Raw genomic sequence first — 20,157 nt, 5'->3', positions numbered from 1 at the left:
CCCGAGCGCGGCGGCAGCATCACCGTCACCGGCGCCGAGATCGCGCTGGAGGGCGCGGTGCTGGATGCCAGCGGCACCGGCGGCGGCGGGCTGATCCGCGTCGGCGGCGATTATCGCGGCGGGGCCGGCCTGCCACGGGCGCGCCGCACCACGCTGGACGCCGGCACGCGGCTGCTGGCCGACGGGATCGGCCGTGCCGATGGCGGGCGGATCATCGTCTGGTCCGACGAGCATACCCGCTTGGCCGGCGGCGTGTCGGCGCGCGGCGGCGACATGGGCGGCGACGGCGGCTTTGCCGAGATCTCCAGCCATGGCGCCCTGGCGATCCGCAGCTCCGACGTGCGGGTCTCGGCCCCCCGCGGCCGGCCGGGGACGGTGCTGTTCGACCCGCAGAACCTGCGCATCGTCGACGAGGAGACCTTTGACCCCGACGATCCGACGCATGTGCTGGTGACGGACATCTATGGCATGTTGCTGGACCCCGGCCACTATATCCTCTCGACCGCGGGCGAGGGCGACGATGCCGGCGACCTGGTCGTCGATACGCCGATGACCCTGACCTTTGCCGCCGGCGCGGCCAGCCATCTGGACCTGCGCGCCGACAACGACCTGCTGGTCAATGCGGCGATGAGCTGGAGCGGGCCGGGCCAGCTGTCGCTGACCGCCGGCGCCGACCTTACCTCCCTGGGCGCGCTGAGTTGGAGCGGCGCGACGGCGCTGAACCTGGCGGCGGGCGAAGGCATCGCGCTGAACGCGCCGGTGCAGGGGCCGGCCGGGGTGCTGAACCTGCAAGCGCCGCTGGTCACGGCGGCGGCGGGCGTCTCGGTGGACAGCTTCCGCCTGAACGGCGCCTCGCAATGGCGGCAGGTCGCGGCCACGCTGCCGGGCTTTGCGGCGCGCGACTTCGCGCTTTCCGACACGGCGGGCTTCCTGCGGGCGACGGGCGGCACCGGGACCGCCGCCAGCCGCTATGTCGTCACCGATGCCTATGGGCTTCAGGGCATCGGCTCGACCGGCTATGCCGGGGCGCATTACGCGCTGGGGGCCGACATCGCCGCATCGGGCACGGCCGGCTGGAACCTGGGCGAAGGGTTCCGGCCCATCGGCGGCCGCGGCACCCCCTTCTCGGGCAGCCTCGATGGTGCCACGGCGGCGGGCGGGCGCCATGCGATCAGCGGGCTGGCGCAGGTGGTCTCCTCGGGGCCGGGCGGGCTTTTCGGCATCATCGCCGGCGCCACGATCCAGAACCTGCGCCTGCTGGACATCGCGCTGGAGGCGCGGCAAAGCTTCGCCCCCGTCGCCGGCGGGCTGGTCGGCGAGACGCAGGCGGGCAGCGCGCCCAACGTGATCGAGAACGTGCTGGTCACTGGCCGGATCGCGGCCGAGATGGGCGAGGATTCGGTCAGCAGCGCCAGCTTTGGCGGCCTGGCCGGGCTGTTCGGCGACGGCCGCATCGCCGATGCGGAATCCCGCGTCGCCCTGGCGCTTGCGGGCGAGGCGGACGGCTGGGGCGACGTGGTCCTGGCCGGCGGCCTTGTCGGGCAATCGCTGGGCGGGATGACGATCACCGGCAGCCGCTATGCCGGCAGCATCGATTCCGGCTTCGACGGGTCCGAGGACAACAGCGAAGGCTTCGCCCCCGCCTCGCGGATCGGCGGGCTGGTCGGGCTGACCCAGGAGGGCGACAGCATCGCCGATTCCACCGCCGCCGCGCAGATCTCCCAGACCGGCAACGGCAACTGGATCATCGGCGGGCTGGTGGGCGAGAACGCGGCGGACCTGTCCGGGGTCTCGGCCAGCGGCGGCATCACCCTGTCGCAGGACGATGTCGAGACCATCCGCCTGCTGGCCCTGGGCGGCCTGGCCGGCACCAGCAGCGGCGCCATCTCGGACGCCTGGAGCGACGTTGCCATGGACCTCGACACCGCGGGCTATGTCCGGGCCGGCGGGCTGGTCGGCGTGAACGAGGGCACCATCGGCGCCGCCTATGCCCTGGGCGGGCTGGGCCTTGTCCTGTCCGGCCTGCCCGAGGGCGACAGCATCGCCGAGATCGGCGGCCTGGCCGGCGCGAACGAGGGCGAGATCGCCGATGCCTTTGCCGACAATGCCGTCAGCGTCAGGGGCAATGCGGTGACGGCGGCGGGCGGGCTGGTCGGCTGGAACCCGGGCACCATCGCCCGCGCCCGCGCCTCGGGCAGCCTGGAGGTCGCGCTGGACGGCACCGAGGCGCTGGACGGCCCGCGCTCGGCCCTGGGCGGGCTGGCGGGGTGGAACGACGGAAGCATCGCCGACGCCTATGCGCTGGCCCCCGTGACCTATTCCGGCAACCTGCCCGCGACCATCGGCGGGCTGGTCGGCTCGAACGCCGGCAGCATCGCGCGGACCCATGCGGCGGGCCGGATCAGTTCCACGGCCGCGGCGGGCCTGCTGCGCACCGGCGGGCTGGTCGGGGCCAATGACGAGGGCGAGGGCACCGGCAGCACCGCCGCCTCGTTCTGGGACCGCCAGGCCAGCGGGCAGCAGCAATCCGCCGGCGGCAGCGGGCTGACCACGGCGCAGTTGCAGGACACGGCGGGCTTCATGGCCCGCGCGACGGGCTGGAGCTTCACCACCACCTGGGCGCCGGGCGGCAATGGCGCCTATCCGCAGCTCTACAGCATCGACCCGGTGCTTTGGGCCGAACCCGCGCCGCTGTCGGCGACCTATGGCGACGCCCTGCCCACGCCCGACGGCACGGTGCATGGGCTGGGCCGCTACCTGTTCGGCGACCAGCCCCTGGTCGCGGGGATCTTCGGCCTGCCGGCGGGCGTGCGCAATGCCGGAACCTATCCCATCCAGACGGCGGGCAGCGTCACCTCGGCCGACGGGACCGGCTATCGCATCATCGCCTCGGCGGCGAGCCTGACCATCAACCGCGCGCTGCTGACCGTCTCGGCCAACGACCTGAGCAAGACCTATGGCGAAGAGCGCCGGCTGCTGGTCGGGGACGCCACCGCGACGGGCCTGCGCTATGACGACCGGCTGGCCGCGCTGGACCTGGCCAGCGAAGGCGCGGCGGCCGGGGCCTGGGTCGCCGGCTCGCCCTATGTCATCGGCGCCGGCGGCGCCCGGATCGAGGGCGCGGGCGGCGATGCGACCGGCAATTACATCATCACCTATGCCGAGGGCGCGCTGGAGGTCTTGCGGCGCGCCATCACCATCGGCGCCCGCGACGCCGCGGCACGCTTCGGCACCGCGCCGGTGCTGGACTGGGCGCTGATCGCGGGCACCCTGGCCCAGGGCGACGCGATCACCGACGTCCTGCTGGCCAGCGATGCCGCCGCGGCCAGCCCGCCGGGCGCCTACGGCATCACCGCCGCGGACGCGCGGATGCTGGCGGGGGCCGAGGCGAACTATGCCATCACCTATGCCCCCGGCACCTTGCAGATCCTCAGCCCCGGCACGGCCAGGGGGTTGCCGATCGCGCAGAACACCCTGCCGGAGACCGGGCTGCCGAACCCGACGGACGGCCCCCTGCCCCTTCCGGTCACGCTGCCGACCGATCCGCCCTTGATCACAGACAGCGGCGGCGTGCAGGAGGACGGGCTGGCCCGGCTTGCCGCCCTGTCGGACGAGGTGTCGCAGATGATCGACGCCTGCAGCCAGCACGAGGGCCAGGCCGAGGACATGCTGGCCTGCCTGTCGCGGGCGCTGGACCGCTATTCCAGCGCGCTGGACCAGCTTTCGGCGGAACTGCCGCCCTCGATGCAGACGGTCTCGGCCATCCTGCGCCAGGCCAGCGCCGAGATCGGCGCGGCGCGCAGCCGGGCGATGGACCGGCTGGCCACGGCCGGCAGCGATACCGAGCGCCGCGCCATCCGCGGCGACGCCCTGCGCGAGGCCAGCCAGGCCATCGCCGGCGCGCGGGCCGAGATCGTCAAGCAGATCGCGCTGCTGCGGGTCGAAGACCCCGAACTGGCCCGCGCCCATGCCCGGCAGGAGGGGCTGATCCTTGCCACGGTCGAGAAAGCCGATGCCGTCCTGGTGCGCGCGGTCGGGCTTTAGGCCCGCCCTCATCCTCGCCGCGCTGGTCGCGGCACTGTTCCTGGCCGCCGAGGCCGCGGCGGCGCCCAAGGTGGCGCTGGTGATCGGCAATGCCGCCTATGGCGGCGTGCCGGCGCTGGACAATCCCGCCAACGATGCCGAGGACATGACCGCGGCGCTGCGCGACCTGGGCTTCCAGGTGATCCTGGGCGTGGACAGCGACCAGGCGCAGATGCGGGCGCTGATCGGCCAGTTCGGCGCGGCGGCGCAGACCGCCGAGGTGGCGCTGTTCTACTATGCCGGCCATGCCTTTCAGGTCGCCGACCGGAACTATCTGCTGCCGCGGGATTTCCGGCTGGAGCGGCTGGACCAGGCCACCGAGCGCACCGTGGCGCTGGACGAGGTGCTGGGGGCGATGGCCGGGGCGCCGGGGGTCAAGATCGTGCTGCTGGACGCCTGCGGCGACAATCCGCTGCGGCTTGCCGGCGCCGGCCGCGGCCTGGCCCGGATCGGCAGCCCCGCGGATTTCCTGATCGCCTATGCCACCCAGCCCGGCGCGGTGGCCTTTGACGGCGCCGGCCGCAACGGCACCTTCACCGAGGCGCTGCTGAGCCATATCCACACCCCCGCCCAGGACATCGGCGAGATGATGATCGCGGTACGCAAGGACGTGATGGCGCGGACCGGCGGGCAGCAGATCCCCTGGGACGCCTCGGCGCTGACCCGGCGGTTCCGCTTTGCCGACGGCCCGCCCACCGCCTCGCCCGAGACGCTGTTCTACCAGGTCTCGGTCCGCGCCGCCGATCCGGCGCTGCTGCGGCTTTACCTGCAGCGCTATCCCAACGGCAGCCATGTCGGCGAGGTGCTGGCGCTGCTGGCGCAGGATCCCTCACGCACGGGCCAGGCGCGGCGCAGCATGGGGCCCGAGGCCGAGGGCGCGGCGGGCGAGCAGCTGTGGGATCTGGCGCGGCGCAGCCGGCTGAAGCCGCTGCTGGAAAGCTATGCCCGCAGCTATCCCGACGGGCCGCATATCGGCGAGGCCCGGCGGCTGCTGGCCGAGCTTTCGGCGCAGGCCGACCCCGGCCCCGCCCGGCGCTGCGAATTGCTGGCGACCCATCCGCGCGACGGGACCGAGACCACGCCCGGCGTCTCCTACGAGCTGCTGGCGCAGAACGCCGTCGAGGCGATGCATGCCTGCGACGAGGCGAGCCGGCTTCACCCCCGCCAGGCGAAATACGTCGCGCTGCTGGCACGGGCGACGGCGGCGGCCGGCCTGCGCGCCCAGGCGGTGGCGCTTTACGAAACCGCGGCCGGGCGCGGCGACCTGCGGGCCATGGTCAGCCTGGCGCTGCTGAAGGAAACCGGGGACGGCGTGGCCCCTGACCCGGCCGGCGCGCTGGCGCTTTACGAAAGGGCGGCCGCCGCCGGCAGCGCCGATGCGGCGATCAACCTGGCGGTGACGCTTCTGGACAACCCCCGCGCCCAGGACCAGCAGCGCGGCATCGCGCTGATGCAGCAGGCCTCGCAGGCCGGGTCGCCGATCGCCACCTTCAACCTGGGCGTGCTGGCGCAAGAGGGCCGCTTCGGCGATCCCGGCGACGCCCGGACGCTGTTCGAGCGCGCCGCGCGCGAGGGCGAGCCGCGCGGCCACCGCGCCGCGGCCGTGCTGCTGGACGAGGGGCGCGGCATCCCCCGCGACCCCTCGCGCGCGGCGGTGCAGCTGCTGCTGGGCGTCGCGTCCGACGATGGCGGCCTGCTGCGCGAGCTGGCCGAGCAGGGCGGGAACTGGAACCCCGAGACGCTGAGCGCGCTGCAACGCCGCCTGGCGCGGGCGGGACTGTTTCAGGGCCCGGCGGACGGCATGCCCGGCCCGGCGCTGAGCCAGGCGCTGGAACTGTGGCGCAACGGCGGCTTCGACGCGGCGGCACTGTCGGGCTGAGCGCGGCCGCCACGCCGGCAATGCGTCGGAACCGGCCGGGTCTTGCCGGGCCTTGCCGGGCATCTGCTGCCTGCGCAACCCCTGGGATCGCTGCCTGCCGCACAGCCGGCCCCCAGCGGCAGTTCAGGGGAGGACCTGTTGCAGGAACGCGCGCGGGGGCCTTGCGAGTGGCTGACGAAATCGCCGGGTGCCGCCTCCCTCGACCTTCTGGCCGCAGCCCATCAAGATCCCGGTCGGCGCCCGGCCGTGCGAAGCCCATCTCATCGGTAACGCAGGGCATGGCCACACCCACTTCGGCCGGACCGACCATGGTGTCGAGGACATCCTTGACCTGAACCTTAACCATGCCGCGACCGAAGCCCGGTCATGCAACTCGTGTGCCGTCGCGAGACCTTGCCACCCTATTTGCGCAGGAGGACTCGCCGCCTGCGCTACAGGATGGCATCGTTGAAGGGAGGGGGTGCGCGCCGGAAGTGTGCCTTATCAAACAAAAGGCCGGACTTCCTGAAACGACAAAAGAATTGGCAAGGATCAGGAACCTCTACCTCGACGACCGAAAATAATCGAAGCAAGTCAAACCCTGATTAATCAATTCACACTCAAAGTCTGCCTTTATCATCTGAAAACATTGCCTCTGACCAGGTAAAAAAGAGAGCCGAGCACAGTCAGCTCTCTTCAGGCGCATATGTTTAGACTACATCATTCCGACGAAAAATATCGCTGCATTTGCCACCAAGAGAAATTGGCAATGCCCCATGGCCTATCTGGTGAGAGCGCTCCGCAACCAATGATCGACCAGACGTCTCCGCCAGTTCCTCCAGCGAAATAATTTCGCTTCTGAATTTTTCAAATGACGCGCGCGTTGAGTAATGCCCACGACGAACCCATTCACCTTTGCGTTCGGTTGCAACCTGAAGGTGACCTTCTTCACGTAGGCGATAAACAGTCGGCCGACTAACCTTCAGTGCTCTTGCCACCTCGGCCGAAGAGACAATCTTTTCGCGGCGGCGCCCCTTCAGTCGACCCAAATCATTCAGTTGCAATCGAAACTCCCGAAAGCTCACGGGATGAGTGCTAGCGGCATAAAGGGTAATTCGGTGCGTCAGGATATGATCAGTTACATGCGCTGTCATTATCCCTCGAAGACGGGCGGCGGTTGAAATGTCTACCGTTTCAATTTCGGAACCAGGGTGGCGCAGGAGCTGTCTAAGACTATCGATAAAATCCTCAACATCTCTCTTACTGTAGTATGAGCTTCCCTGATCGCTCTCGTAGTAGCGTTTGATTAGACCCTGATCGGCCAGCCTTTCAAACAATGTATAATTTATTCCAATGCTTTTAGCGGCTTCCTTGGTGCCAACCAGAGCAGCCAACTCTGAGCAGACACCATTAAGAACCGCTGTGGGGATGTACTTATTCAGTTTGTAGAACCTACCGCCGGACTCGGGCCTTGCGATCCCCATCTCAGCCAGCTTCCGGCCAAGTCGAATGTGCGGGATCCCGAAAGCCTTCTCAGCTGTCTGGAAAGAATGGAGCTGCTGTTCGGGACAGGGCTTTCCAAATACAATTGCTCCGGTCGCTATCGGGAAGTTCTTGAATATGAAATCCCGGACGATATTTCGGAAAATATCGAAATCTTTGTCATCATCGCGATAACGTAGCCATTCAAAGAACACGCCGTAGTGATACCGGTGTAACTTTTCCTCAATGGGATGGGCATCACGTATTGCTCTGAGCTTTTTCCGCAGACTGTTGGGGCCTTCCTGCAACACCTGGAGACCCGCGCTCCCGGCCACTGCCCACTGCGGATCCCTGGTCTCGGAGCGCTTTGCTTTCGGACCGATAGTCAACAACAATCCCAGCATCTCGCAGGCCTGCGCGGCGACATGGAGGGGGGACTGATCCAACCATGTCCCTCCGGGGCCGTTTTGGATTCGATTGATCAGGTAGTTTTCGAGTTCCAGATGGTTGGGTTTCACCATCACGATGCCTGCGGGCTGAAAATGGTCAACCATGGGGATATGGTCGAAGCAGTCGTTTGCATTCGCAGGCCGTGGGACTGCGACGAGATGACAGCCATGCCGTTCACAACTTCGGATTGCTGCGAGTTGCCATATCCCATGATGGACGATCCCCGTCCTGTCATCTGGATTCTGAGCGCACATCGGACAGATCCTGAGCGTGGTCCGCGCGAATGCGGTGAATTTAATGCGTTCGTTCCCAAGCCGAAACCAACCCGGCTCAATCAGAGAAGGTGTTGCCGCTTGCAGAGGGACAGGGTCGATATCGCCCAGAACTGCCAACCTCTGGATTTCGACCGGATCGCCGTTCACAAGCGCGAAGTAGTCGATCCCCACATCCGAGCAGAAGGCGATCATCCGGGGCACCCCGTTCCGTCGAGCCAGGCGGGAGGCGAAGGATGTCGCGGATTCCCCCACAATCGTGGGGACCGTCAGTGGTAGTGGTTTTGTCGCCGTGAACATCAGCGTTTCTCCCGTGAGAAGACCTGCCGCGCATCGACCCGGTAAAAATCGGGTATAATGAAGGGATTGAACGAGTCGTCGCAGGCGGTCCGCAGGTGATAGGCGCAGGCAAAATCCCGCGATGCCAGTTGGCGGGCCCCGTTGAGAAACGCCTGTTCGATGGCCGCCAGCGTCAATTCGATGACCAGACCGAACTGATTGGCTGCCGCGTGGATCAGCCGTTCGCCATGTGCCAGTTCGACAATGCCGGGGGCTGGCGGCAGTCCCGCGCGCTTGCTGTAGTTCTCCACGAGATCCAGCACGTCATTGCCATGCGCGACGGGAGACAGGCTGTTGAAATGCACCGTCTGCATCCGCCGCGCCAGTTGTGGATCGTGGTTCAGGATGTCCTCCAACTCCGGCGTCCCAGACAGGATGATCCCGACTGGCCAGTCGGGATCGGTCATCAGGGTTTTCAGCATCGAGGCCACGGCATTCAACTCGTGCTTCGTGCCGCGCGAGGCAAGATCCTGCGCCTCGTCCAGATGAACGAACAGCACCTGTCGCTCTTTCAGGTGATGCCGGACCAAATCCCAGATGTACCAGGCCTGCCGTTCTGAGCTGATCTGATAGCCCAAAGCGCGCAGCAAGGTGTAGCCGACGAATTTCAACGTCGCCGGCGATGGCACGCGAAGGCTGATGATCGGCGCATCCCAATGGCGGGTCGTTGACAGCTGCTGGCCAACACCGGCAAGCAGGTGGTGCATCGCCGCGCTTTTCCCGGTCCCCGACGGGCCCGACAAGGCGAGCCCGTGGGCTTCGCTTGACCGGCCTGCGTCCAGATCGGACAGGCGCTTGGCAACCAGCATGGCGAAGCGTGCCTCCAGCAGCTCGAATCGCTCGTGGTGGATGAAATGGTCCCGCAGCGCGGCCACTTTCTCGGCGGTTTTGTGGATAATGTCATTGCTCATCGTCGAATCTCCAGCGGTTCCGGCGTTCACGCGCGGGCGGTGATTGGTCATGGTGGTCAGTGGGGTTCTCGGATGGTCCACCTGCACACGGCACGATCTGGATGCCGTCAGAGAGAGGGTCGGAAGACGGTCGGGCATGCCCGAGGCGCTCGGCATCGGAGCGTAAGGGGAAATGCAGCGCGGATCGATTGCGCTCCACGTCCAGATCGGTGACATGGAATGGTGTCAGCTCACGCAGGGCGAAAGCACGGCGATTGATTTCTGAAATCCGTTGGATCGCCCGGCGGACCGTGGGCGCATCCAGTTCAGCGTCTCGCCGGTGTTTGATGCGGAGCGTCCGGGTGGCTTCCTGAAGTTCGTCATAGCTGACACCGTCGAAGCCGCTCTGATTGGCCATGGCAGGATGCCAGGTCGCGCCCACCTTGACGGCGATCCAACCCATATCCCGCAGATCGGCGCGGATTTCGACATTTCGTTCCGGCGCGTGCAGAAATGCTTCGCGCAATGCCCCGCAGCTGTAGGTCAGGCCCGCAAACAGGACGCCGTCGCCGCGTAAAGCGCGCTGCAATGGCCTGCCGAAAGCCTTGCGCAAGGCCAGACCATCGGGAACCGGGGGCGTGCCGTGTTCGGCGACCAGGCGCGACCACGCCTGATTGGGCGTCTCTCCACCCAGCGATCCGTGGGGCTGATTGTGATAGATGTCGACGACATAGGTCAGCAGGACCGTGATCAGATCATCGTCGCAGAGACAGGCCAGCTGCTCCGACGGATAATCGCCGCGCTCGACGGTATCGAAGAAGGTCCGGCCGACCAGCAGGGGCATGAGCTGGTGCCCATAGGTTCGGAAGAAGGTTTCGATATGACCGCGCAGCCAAGGCAGGCCAGCAGGCGGAAGATGCGCGGTGATGCCGAGCGAAGACACAGTGCCCTGAAATTCGTCGGAAACGAAGGCGCCGCCCTGGTCCGTCACCAATGTCCCGATACCACCATGATGGTGCCAGGTGCTTTCGCATCCTGCTGCCTGCGCGATCGGCGTCTTGTCGACGAAAATATCCCGCAGCGCCTTGATCGCATCACCCGAGTTTGGCGTCTCGGCCAGACGCATGGAGAGAATACACCGGGTCGCGCAATCGATGGCGACGTATAGCCACCGGCGCCCAGCCTCGAACCGCTCCTGTCTGTCGGGCGGAAGATGATCCCAGATGCCGGTCAAAATCAGAAGCGAAACGACATCGAGACGGTTCTCGTCCATTTCGACGCGTTCCAGTGGCTGCCAGACGTCAGGGCCGTTCTCGTAGAGCGTGAAGTGGGCATTTGCCGCCGCGGTGCCGAATCGCTTGGCATGCACATAGTATGGATCGGCCTGGGCAAGACGGCGATTGATGGTTTGGCGCGACGGCACAACCAGTTCGGACAAGCCAGCCTCAGCCCGCCGTCGGTTTTCGCGGCAAAAAAGCTCCAGCGTTTCGGCAACGGCCTGTGTTCTGCTGGGGCGTTGCGCGTCGGCATAGATTTCGATGACCTGGTTCATCAAGGCCTCAGCACGATGACACCAACGAGGTCTGCGATTGCCACAGCGATGGGTTTCCGGGATCAGCGCCACCGCTGAATATCCGGCCCGCTCATAGCTCCGCACCCATTCGAAAGCGGTGCGGCTGCCCGGAAGCTGGCGGGTGATGATGTCGGCGCCTGGTCGAACGGCCCTGCCGCTGGCCGGCCCCTCCCCGACGCGCCGCTGGATTTCGGCTGCCAGCCTCTCGCGCCCTTTCACATATCCTTTATGGGTGCGGTTGATGAAGCCGAGCGATTCCAGGTACAGGAACGCGTCGCAGAAGGCCTTGCGCCAGATCACCAACCGACGCACGGCCTCGCGCAGTTCGTTAACGACATCAACGGATTTACGGCCGCGGATTTCTTGCGCCGTGCGATCGAAATAGCCTGCGACATAGGTCGTGTCCGGCCGGCGCAGGAGGGCGGCCAGCTCTTCATGCGAATGCCGTTCGGTGATCCCGGGTTGGCCTAGACGCTCGAACAGCCCACCCTTGTCGTCGATCTTCAGCGGGCGCATCGCAACGCCCGCCGTGGTGATCAGATCGGATTTGGAGAAACGGAACCGGATCGTCATGCCGCCACCTCTGTCAACGCCGGACGGGTCCGGGCTAGCTGGCGTGCCGCCGCCGCAGCGGCGGCACGATCAAGATGCCGATCGGTAATCAGTATCACCCGGTCGGCAAATTGCTTCGGTGTCGCTGCGGCCACCCTCTCCAGCTCGGACAGAAAGTTGCGCGCGATGACGCGCTGCATCGGCTTCACCGCCACGGCGATGCGTTCTCCGTCCGTTTTCGTCACGAGAAAATCGAAGATATGCTTGGCCGTCCGGCCATCACAGCCAGCATAATGCACGGCTGGCGGCTGGTCCCAGATGTGCTGGATATCGTCACGCACCAGGGTCAGGCACAGGAAGGCATATTCCAGCGCGCTTTCGAACTGGAGAATGCGGGGACTGCTAAAGCCAGGCAACTTGACAACCATCGCGCCGCGAAGACTGGCCCGGGATCGGCGCGATATGGTGCGGGTCGCGTGGCTCGGTTCTGGCCCGCGATAGATCAGGTTCTGGTTCATGATGTTTGGAGTGCGCCCGCCACCGCGTCATCGGCGATGACGGGGCGATCTCCCCCTTTTGGATGTGTTGAACAGCCCTGCTGGTCACCGCGACCGGCAGGTTGACTTTTTGTTCGACTCGGGGGATGAATGAGGTGTCGCGACCAAACGACAACCAAAAGGGGCGCCTGTGTCAGCAGGGGCCCCTTTTCATATCCCGTTGTCAGCTGTGTCCGGTTTTCATACCCTCCTCTGCCTCGTAACGATCGGGAAAGAACTGCTGCGGCGTGGTCCCAAGCTGGTCCGCGATCTCGCGCTGCACGCGGTGCGACCGACGGTAGCCTTGGCTCACCACGGTCACGCTGCTTTGCGAGATGCCGAGCGACCGGGCGATCTTTGCCATGGATGATCCCGCCAACCGGAGCCGGAACTTGAGGAGCTCATGGTTTTCAAGATCGACCTTCATGGGCTGATATAAGTCCTTGGTCTGCAGAGTTACTCTGCGAATCAGAGATTCGAAAAACCACGATTGGCGCAACAAGATTGATGACCACTTCTCATTTTTGCTTCAATTGACCGGTAATAATGGCAGCCAAACTGAGAAGAGTTCGTAAAGCATGCACTATTTTATGGTACGCTCTGATCAGCCCGCCATATCTGGAGCTCTTTGGCGGCGTGTCGAGGAGAACTGCATGTTCGGATTGACCGACGAGGAGACTGCGGCACTTGTGGCAGCCAGGGCGGCTGTGCAGAACGCCCAGAGTATCGTCGATCGTCTCGAAAGGAAAATTTTCGACGCTGAATCAGAGGCTATTCGCGCGCGAAGGCGGACGCCCCGATCATCTGTAGCCGCAACCCTGTCGGCTAATGCCTCGCCTCGGCAGGACTTTCCAAAGCCTGCTTCAAAGAGATGCTCCCGGTCATCGTCTCTCTCGCGACTGCTCTACCCGCCGACGCCGCCGCCCCGCGAGGCCATCATCGACACCTTCGGCCTGGTAAAATCGTTCGGCGGCCTCGCGAACACCTATTCGATGGGGCACGCGCAAACCCACCAGGCGCTGCGAGATGCCGGTATCAACATCTGGGAAGAGGTGGCGCGAGACTGGGATCGCGGCATTTCCGTCAAGGAGCTGAGTCGTCGCCATGGCATCGGTCGAGACACTGTCGCCAGATGGATCCGGAAAACGGGCCGGATCGTCAACCCGCGCAACGGCAATCGGCGATCCGATGAAGCGCTCATCGTCAAAACCTATGAGGAGACATATTCGGTCAACAAGGCAGCCATAGCGGCCGGGGTTGCTTGGGCCATGGCGCGTGCTGCTCTTTTACGGCATGACGCTTGGACCGAGAAAAGGCGGAAACCTGCATCCATCTTCGGGTCCGGAGCGGAAACGGCACGCCAGTCTTTGCCCAGTTGCTGATCGATGAACCGACTTCTATCGGCGTCAGCGAGAACAGGCCTGAATTACAGGTCCACGCGCCCCGAGCGATCGGTCGACCAACCACCGGTTGGTTTCATTGGTCGACGGCACGGCGAATCCTCCAGGAATAGGGGCCTATGGGGGCTCCGTACCGACTCAGCCGAACCACCTCACGAGCCAAACGGTGCTGACGATGGCTGAAACCACGGAAAATGAGACCGCTCGCCTGCTTCTGGACATGCGCCGGGAGATGCAAGACATGCACAAGAAACTTGCTCTGAGGCTCGACGGCATTGCCCATATTCTGGCATTGATGGAGCGGGGGCATCGCGCCAAAAGGGGCAAAGAGGTGCCTCCTTTAAAGGCGGACTGAAGCGTCGGTTATGTGATGCCGCCTGTGCGAGTCTCGACCTCGGCAAGCGGCGCGACAGCGGGTCGTCCTGTGCGGGCGACGTGCAGCATTTGGGGAAACGAACAGCGTCCATGGCCGATGATCCGGTAGTGGCGGCCCCTGCATTTGCTGTAACAGCCAATCCACCCGGCTGACCGCAATCAGCCTGCCGACAGGCTGCACCGGCACCGAGCTATCAGTCCTCGCCCCACATGTCGTCCATGAAGGCCTTATTCGCCTCGACAGTGTCCGTAGACCCCGATTGAAAACCCATCCGTGCAGCCTGCTCCTGGATCTTGCGCACACGTTCCGCAAGATCCGCCTTGGCGGGCGGAGAGTCGCTGTCGGTTCCTTGGACGCGGTCGCTTTCCATGAGGTAACGATACCATACTCTGCGACATTCAGGAACTGCCGCGCAGAAGACGTGGTGTATCCTTGACGCAAGGCCAACGAGCCCTTGATATCACCGTTCCGCCCTGCCGGCCCGCGACAGCGCGCTGACCTGCTCGGGTTCCCGGCCGGTCAGCGCCAGATATTCTGAAACCGCACCGCCGCCGTGCGGGTATAGCGTGCGGTATGGCGCGGATCGCGATGGCCGAGATAGTCCTGGATCAGCCGCAGGTCGCGCCCGGCATGGGCCAGGGCGTGACCGCAGGAATGGCGCAATATATGTGGGTGCACCGCGCCGAGCCCGGCTCGCGCCGCGATGCAGGTCAGGAGATAGTTCACCGCCTGCCGGGTCAGTGGCCCGCCACGCTCCGACAGAAACAGCCAGGGCAGCGGATCACCACGACCAGCCAGATAGCGCCGCAATGCCCGAATCTCATCCCCCGCCAGCGGCTGGCTGGTGGACAGCCCATGCTTCAGCCGCTGCACCCAGAGCCGGCCCGAGGCCAGATCGAGATCCGTCCGCCGCAGGGCGATCAGCTCGCTGACCCGCAGCCCGTGCCGGTACATCAGCAACAGCATGAGATGATCGCGCGCGCCGTGCCGGCCGGACCTGGCCGCAGCCAGTAGGCGCTTGACCTCATCGGGGGTCAGGTAATCTCGGCGGCGCCGATGCGCATCCACCGGCGCGCTGCCGTCACTCTTAACAAAATGCTGGTCGGTGCGCTATCGGGTCATCTGATTTTGCCCTGCGATTTCTGGTCCTGACTCTATCCACTCTTTACAAAACGGGCATTCTGTAAAGAGTTTGCTGTGGGTTACGACGTCGCTTCCGGCCCAATACTAGCCGGTCGTGGTACCGTTGTGCTGCAAAACAGTATTCGCCAAAGCGGACATTCGTCATTCGCAAACTGAAAGCGGGTATCAGTTGCGGTTGGCCTGCGGTTTCTGAAGCGCTAACCTTGCTTCATCGCTGGAACGCAGTCGGTATCTGTTGCGGTTGGCCTGCGGTTTCTGAAGCGCTAACCTCGAGCGCGAGGTGGTCGGATCGACCGGCCAGTTGCGGTTGGCCTGCGGTTTCTGAAGCGCTAACCTGCGAAATCCAACGCCGCCCGCATCGAGGCCGTTGCGGTTGGCCTGCGGTTTCTGAAGCGCTAACCTCTTTGACGGCAAAAAGGCCGGGCGTCCCAAGTTGCGGTTGGCCTGCGGTTTCTGAAGCGCTAACCTTGACGCGCGTCCGGATGTAGGCGACCGCCTGTTGCGGTTGGCCTGCGGTTTCTGAAGCGCTAACCTGGATGTGTTGGCAACTTGTTGATTAAAAACAAGGAGTCGGCACATCCAGGCGATGCCAAATCCTGGACATAACTAGAACAGCGCCAACTGATCCGGGTTTTCGCGGGGCTTGCGGCGGCGCTGGCTGGAGAATCGGACGATTCCCTCATACTGCTTGTCGGTGAACGTGAGCACATGGATCTCGCCTTTCTCCGGCAGGTTACCCTCGATCCGCTTCAGATGCGACTCATAGCTGTCCTTGCCGTTGCAGAACCGGGCGTAGATCGAGAACTGGCTCATCTCGAAACCCTGATCCAGCAGAAACTCTCGGAACTTCGTGGCGTCCCGCATCTCCTTCTTGCTGCCCACCGGCAGGTCGAACATCACGAAAATCCACATCAGCCTGTATCCGCTCAGATATGACGGGTCCTTCTTCACGCGCCGTCCCCCTCGCCGCGGCCGAGCGCGGCCCAGTCGAGCGCGCCGGGCGGGTCGAACAGCAGGAGATCGGGGCGGCCGGTCTCGAAGGCCTTGCCAAGCGATTGCGCCATCCGAACAGCGGCGATGGAGACGGGCGAGGTCTCGCCGGCAATGCCCAGATCGAAGGCGATCAGGCGGGCGAAACGCCGCTTTTGTGCGGGATCGAGGCGGGTGATGCCCTCGCGCATCATCGACTTGGCCAATGCATCCACCAGCGGCCGGAACGGCTCGATCAGGTCGTCGGCCAGCGCAAAGGCATTGCCGCGGTTGGAATGCTGGATGCCCAGCGTCGGATGCAGGCCCGCCGCGACGATGGCGCGGGCGCAACTGGCCCGCATCACGGCATAACCGTAGTTCAGCAGCGCGTTAACATCGCCGGCGTCGCGGTTGCGGCGGAAATCGGGGCCCATCAGCAGCGGCCAATAGCGCCGCGCGGCCTGCGCCTCGAGGTTCTCCTTGTCGCCCGAAGTCACACGACGGGCCATGAAAGGAAAGGCCTCGGCCCCAGGGGCTCCGCGCGCTGCGAGCAGCGCTCCCTGCATCAGTATCTTGGCCGAGACGATACGGCGCCAGAGCTGTTTCATCAGCGGGGTTGAGGCCCCGATCTGTGCCTGCATCCGGGCGTTCTGGGCGTGATGGCCGTCCAGCGGCAGGGTTACGGCGACGGGGGCGTGCGAGGCGTTGCAAAAGACGATGGGCGCCCCCCGCTCGGCCAAGGCCGCGACGATATTGCCGGTCCAAGTGACGCCATGGGCATGGACGATCAGGGCGTGGATATCGTCGAGCGCCACGCGGCCGACCTCGGCCCGGTCCTTTTCGACCATGAGGAAACCGCGGTGGAGCGAGAGATGCAGGCCGTCGGTGGCTATATCGACGATCCGGTCCATCCCTCGCCCGCTATTCGCGTGGGCCGGGATCGAAGACGCGACCGAGTGGATCGATGCGGACCTGACGGGCCTTGGCGTTTTTTAGGGAGCTGGGAGAAAGATAAGTGTATTTGAACGGATCGGCGTCGTTCGGTGCCGCGTCCCGGTTCTGAAGCTTGCCGCCCTCGTTCGGCGGACAAAGAGTCAGCCGCCCGGCTTGGTTGAACTTAACGACCCGCATAATCTCCCGAAGCCCACCATTACGCTCCACCGCGATCATATCGTTCTGGCGTAGCGATAAAACCTTTTTCGCCGCTGGGTGCGGGCGAAGGTCGCGATAATCGCTCTGGTGCGCGTTGAAGGTGGACACAACATCATGCCGCCAGGAAGCGTCGGGCATCCGCCAGACATTGTATCGGTCGTTGGACGCCCCGGCATAGCTTTTGTAAGGTTTTCCTTCCCTGTCGTGGATCGGGATGACGTTCAGCGGCTCGCGTATCCTCACCCGGCGGATGCCCTTGAACACCGGATGCTCCTTGGCGAAGCGCGCTAGGGCCTGATCGAAGGCCTTGCCGGAACAGTCCCGGGTGGCGAGCCACAGGGCGTTGCGGAGGGTTTCGTCGGGAATACAGTCGGGGTCGGCGATCTGCGTGGGCTTCAGCGAGGCCAGGAGAACGCGGTGCACGACGATAGGGGTCTTGCCATCGGTGGTCTTCAGGCCGGTCAGGCCATAGGCGGTGTCGTTGTGCAGCTTGCCCGCCGTCACATCGCGGTGGCGCGAGGGTTTCGCGCTGCGTCCATGATCGGGCTTGTGCGTGGCGACTGTGCGGGCAAGGCACGCGCCCAGGTCCTCGCGGAAGCCGTCCCAAGGATGCGGCAGATCGTCGAACAGGCGCTCCAATTCCTTTTCCTCCGACCGGGCCGCTGCGGCTGCGATCTGCTGCATCCGGGACAGAGATGTCACCGCCGCGACCGTGGCGTCAATCGCATGGTGGCGGTGATCCAGCCGGTTCTTCGGTGCGCTGGAATGTTCGTTCTCGACGAAGTTATGGTCGGGCAGCAGGCTGTTCAGGCCCCAGACCCGGCGCAGCATCGCGGTCATGCGCCCGGGGATGACATCGACCCGGCCCTCATCAGCAGTCGGATAAAGGCCGCGCAGGTATTTGTCCGCGATCCGCGCCAGATATTGGGTATCAGTCAGTTGGCGGGCGGCGAAGCCGCCGTCGCGTTCCAGCCGCTCCATCGCGTCGGGGCCAAAGCGCCATTGTTTCGAAGGGTGCATCCGCGCAACCTGGGCCGAGATGATTTCCCATTTCGCCTCGTCCTCGTGCCACCGATCCCAGGGCGTCTTGTTGCCCTTCTGGCGGTTGCAGTTGCGATGGACCAAAACTTTGTTCGCCGGGCTGTCGTCGAGCGACCTGGAATAGGGGATGATATGGTCGATATCCGCTAGGCTATTGAAAATCTGCGCCATGCCAATCGGCTCGCCGCAGTAGGGGCAGCGACGGTCGAGGGGGTTCGACGGGTTCAGCTCCTCCCATTGCCGCATCAGGGCGCGGTTGGCGCCGGTATCGGCAATACCCGCCTCAACAAGCTTCTCGCCCCTGCGGATCGCCGCCTCGGTATCCCGCCTGATCCGTCGCTGATGCTCGTCCTTCTGCTTGTCATTGAGCTTCAGTTCGCGGGCGAGTTCGATGACGATCCGGTCGGGCCTGCCATGCCGGGCGATCACCGCATTCACCAGCTTTTGCAACTGGCGCAGGCCAATATGGACGGTGGGATTGGTGACCTTGCCATATTGGCGTTCGAGCGGATCGCCGTACTCCGCCTTGCCGGGCGCGATCTCACGGGTCAGGACCTCGCCGTAATAGGGCAGGAGGTCGTAAACCTCGCCCGTCCGGTGATCGCTATGGTGGAACCCTGCCGCCAGCGCGGCCTTGTCATAGGTAACGACCTCGGCCTTTAGAGCCGCGATCAGCCGCCGGGTCGCGGTCTCGCCGAAGCGGCCGTGCCCCTCGGGCAGGTTCGTCCTGGCCACCGCGACCGCCGCCGCCTTGTCCAGCCCGCAGTCGGATTGCAGCCAGGCCAGCAGGATATCGGGATTTTCCTCGTTCTGCACACGGTCGATGATCTGCAACTGCCGCTCCAGCGGGAAATGCGTCCAGCGATTGCCGAAGCGCTTCTTGTCCGCCATCTCGGCCCGGACCTCGTCGCCCGCCAGGTCCTTGCGGGCTTCGCTTTCCTTGTTGAACCGCTCGCCCTCGGCCAGTTTCAGCACCTTCTTGGCCAAAGTGGCGAAGGTGACTTTCTTGTTGTCGCGCAACTTGAGGATCAGCCGGTCCCGTTCATCCAGCGTCAGGTCGCGCGCAGCGGCTCCGGCGGCGACTACCTTGAGGTTGTTCACCTCCTCGTAGAGCCGCCGTTCCTGGAACAGCGGATGCGCCTTTGGCAGCCGGCGCTCGTCGTGAGGCACACCGCTCATGCCGGCGAAGGTGCAAAAACCCACCTCGGGCGTTTTCAGCGGGCGCTGAAAGAACAGGATGCGATGGATCGCGGTCCGGGCCGTGTCGGTCAGCAACTCGGGGTGGTGGTGTTCCTGCGCCTCCCAGATCGCCGCGAACTCCGCCTCGAGATGGCTGCGCTGGGGATAGAAATCATAGGCCTGGTTCTCGCCACCCATCCGCACCCGCGCCGGTTGCCCGGCGTCGATCCGGTCGGCCAGAAATTGGCCGAGGGTGCGCTTGCCCAAGGCCGCGTCCAGCGCCTGGCCGGCGGTGGCGATCTTGCCGGTTTCGGGCTCGTTTCGGCCCCGGTCGGCCTTACGGTTCGACTTGAAGCCGCGCCGGGTGTTGAGGTGGAAGATCGCCCGGCCGATCTCGTGCGGCGAAAGTGGCTCCGACAAAGCCCGGCGGCGCAGGACATGGGGATCGGTGTCGGCCAGCGCCTTCGTCTCGGCATTCGGCAGCGCCTGGTTGCGCCGCCGCCCATGGCCCGCGGGCGGGTCTCCGGGCAGCAGGCCGAGCGCGATCAGCTTGTCCAGAAGAGCCGAGCGGCGACCGATGAACCTGTCCCGCCGCCGCCGCGCCGAACGGGCCTCGCGCCGCGCTTCGGCGAGGGGTGCGCCCGATTGCGGGTCGCGCCCGGCACCGGCGGCGGCGCTGAAGATGATCACGCCGAGATCGAGGATGCGGTGTTCGTCTTCGATGAGACACCAGCCCAACGACGACGTGCCAAGATCAATGCCGAGTGTAGTGGTCATGACATTCTCCCATCCCGCAGGCGCCACCTTTGCATGCGCTGTCGAGCATGGCGAGATACATCTACCGCAGACGGTTTTCTGCCCG

The 20,157-nt window shown here is 65.1% G+C and carries 13 protein-coding genes and 1 CRISPR repeat array; of the genes, 4 read left to right on the top strand and 9 right to left on the bottom strand.

Annotation, left to right across the window (positions count from 1 at the left end; genetic code table 11):
• Both FE811_RS28630 and FE811_RS14920 read left to right on the top strand, forming a co-directional pair.
• A partial coding sequence (locus tag FE811_RS28630; RefSeq protein ID WP_181180873.1) for an MBG domain-containing protein occupies nucleotides 1–4,044 on the top strand: 4,044 nt, incomplete at its 5' end.
• Nucleotides 4,013–5,962, top strand: a complete 1,950-nt coding sequence (locus FE811_RS14920) for a caspase family protein (protein ID WP_116221948.1) — start codon at nucleotides 4,013–4,015, stop codon at nucleotides 5,960–5,962. The genes FE811_RS28630 and FE811_RS14920, both read left to right, overlap by 32 nt.
• 689 nt (nucleotides 5,963–6,651) lie before the next feature.
• Here FE811_RS14920 and FE811_RS14915 read toward each other — a convergent pair.
• The 5 genes from FE811_RS14915 to FE811_RS14895 all read right to left on the bottom strand — a co-directional run bounded on the left by FE811_RS14915 (nucleotide 6,652) and on the right by FE811_RS14895 (nucleotide 12,462).
• Nucleotides 6,652–8,445 carry a TniQ family protein gene (locus tag FE811_RS14915; protein WP_116221947.1) on the bottom strand — a complete coding sequence of 598 codons (1,794 nt, stop codon included), beginning with the start codon at nucleotides 8,443–8,445 and terminating at the stop codon, nucleotides 6,652–6,654.
• Nucleotides 8,445–9,395, bottom strand: coding sequence for a TniB family NTP-binding protein (locus FE811_RS14910; protein WP_166435528.1), 951 nt, complete (start codon nucleotides 9,393–9,395; stop codon nucleotides 8,445–8,447). The genes FE811_RS14915 and FE811_RS14910 overlap by 1 nt, the downstream gene beginning before the upstream one ends.
• A complete protein-coding gene (locus FE811_RS14905; RefSeq protein ID WP_116221945.1) occupies nucleotides 9,385–11,520 on the bottom strand; it encodes a DDE-type integrase/transposase/recombinase in 2,136 nt (711 codons plus the stop codon). Before FE811_RS14905 ends, FE811_RS14910 begins: the two co-directional genes overlap by 11 nt.
• On the bottom strand, nucleotides 11,517–12,017 hold the full coding sequence (locus FE811_RS14900) for a Tn7 transposase TnsA N-terminal domain-containing protein (protein WP_244295159.1): 501 nt from the start codon (nucleotides 12,015–12,017) through the stop codon (nucleotides 11,517–11,519). The genes FE811_RS14905 and FE811_RS14900 overlap by 4 nt, the downstream gene beginning before the upstream one ends.
• A gap of 202 nt (nucleotides 12,018–12,219) precedes the next feature.
• The gene (locus tag FE811_RS14895) at nucleotides 12,220–12,462 is read right to left on the bottom strand and encodes a helix-turn-helix domain-containing protein (RefSeq protein WP_114536302.1); all 243 of its coding nucleotides are present in this window, start codon (nucleotides 12,460–12,462) and stop codon (nucleotides 12,220–12,222) included.
• Nucleotides 12,463–12,688: 226 nt separating this feature from the next.
• Here FE811_RS14895 and FE811_RS14890 point away from each other — a divergent pair, with 226 nt between their 5' ends.
• Together FE811_RS14890 and FE811_RS14885 are read left to right on the top strand one after the other, a co-directional pair.
• The gene (locus FE811_RS14890) at nucleotides 12,689–13,417 is read left to right on the top strand and encodes a helix-turn-helix domain-containing protein (protein WP_166435527.1); all 729 of its coding nucleotides are present in this window, start codon (nucleotides 12,689–12,691) and stop codon (nucleotides 13,415–13,417) included.
• A gap of 193 nt (nucleotides 13,418–13,610) precedes the next feature.
• A complete protein-coding gene (locus FE811_RS14885; RefSeq protein WP_116221942.1) occupies nucleotides 13,611–13,790 on the top strand; it encodes a hypothetical protein in 180 nt (59 codons plus the stop codon).
• Nucleotides 13,791–14,330: 540 nt separating this feature from the next.
• Here the strand turns inward: FE811_RS14885 and FE811_RS14880 are convergent.
• The 4 genes from FE811_RS14880 to cas9 form a co-directional block, all read right to left on the bottom strand.
• Complete coding sequence (locus FE811_RS14880; RefSeq protein WP_036759304.1) at nucleotides 14,331–14,879, bottom strand: tyrosine-type recombinase/integrase; 549 nt, start codon at nucleotides 14,877–14,879, stop codon at nucleotides 14,331–14,333.
• 243 nt (nucleotides 14,880–15,122) lie between these two features.
• Nucleotides 15,123–15,488: direct repeats of the CRISPR family, unit length 36 nt; unit sequence GTTGCGGTTGGCCTGCGGTTTCTGAAGCGCTAACCT.
• Between the two features lie 72 nt (nucleotides 15,489–15,560).
• Nucleotides 15,561–15,866 carry a CRISPR-associated endonuclease Cas2 gene (cas2, locus tag FE811_RS14875; protein WP_114537290.1) on the bottom strand — a complete coding sequence of 102 codons (306 nt, stop codon included), beginning with the start codon at nucleotides 15,864–15,866 and terminating at the stop codon, nucleotides 15,561–15,563.
• Between the two features lie 35 nt (nucleotides 15,867–15,901).
• Complete coding sequence (gene cas1 / locus FE811_RS14870) at nucleotides 15,902–16,834, bottom strand: type II CRISPR-associated endonuclease Cas1 (protein ID WP_116221941.1); 933 nt, start codon at nucleotides 16,832–16,834, stop codon at nucleotides 15,902–15,904.
• Between the two features lie 10 nt (nucleotides 16,835–16,844).
• Nucleotides 16,845–20,072 (bottom strand): type II CRISPR RNA-guided endonuclease Cas9, encoded by a 3,228-nt coding sequence (gene cas9, locus FE811_RS14865; protein WP_140847977.1) that lies wholly within the window; start codon nucleotides 20,070–20,072, stop codon nucleotides 16,845–16,847.
• Nucleotides 20,073–20,157 lie beyond the last annotated feature (85 nt).

This window comes from Paracoccus sp. FO-3 (assembly GCF_006386455.1).
Taxonomy (GTDB): domain Bacteria; phylum Pseudomonadota; class Alphaproteobacteria; order Rhodobacterales; family Rhodobacteraceae; genus Paracoccus; species Paracoccus versutus.
The sequence above is the reverse complement of the archived record's forward strand: the minus strand, read 5'-3'. Positions and strand labels throughout refer to the sequence as shown.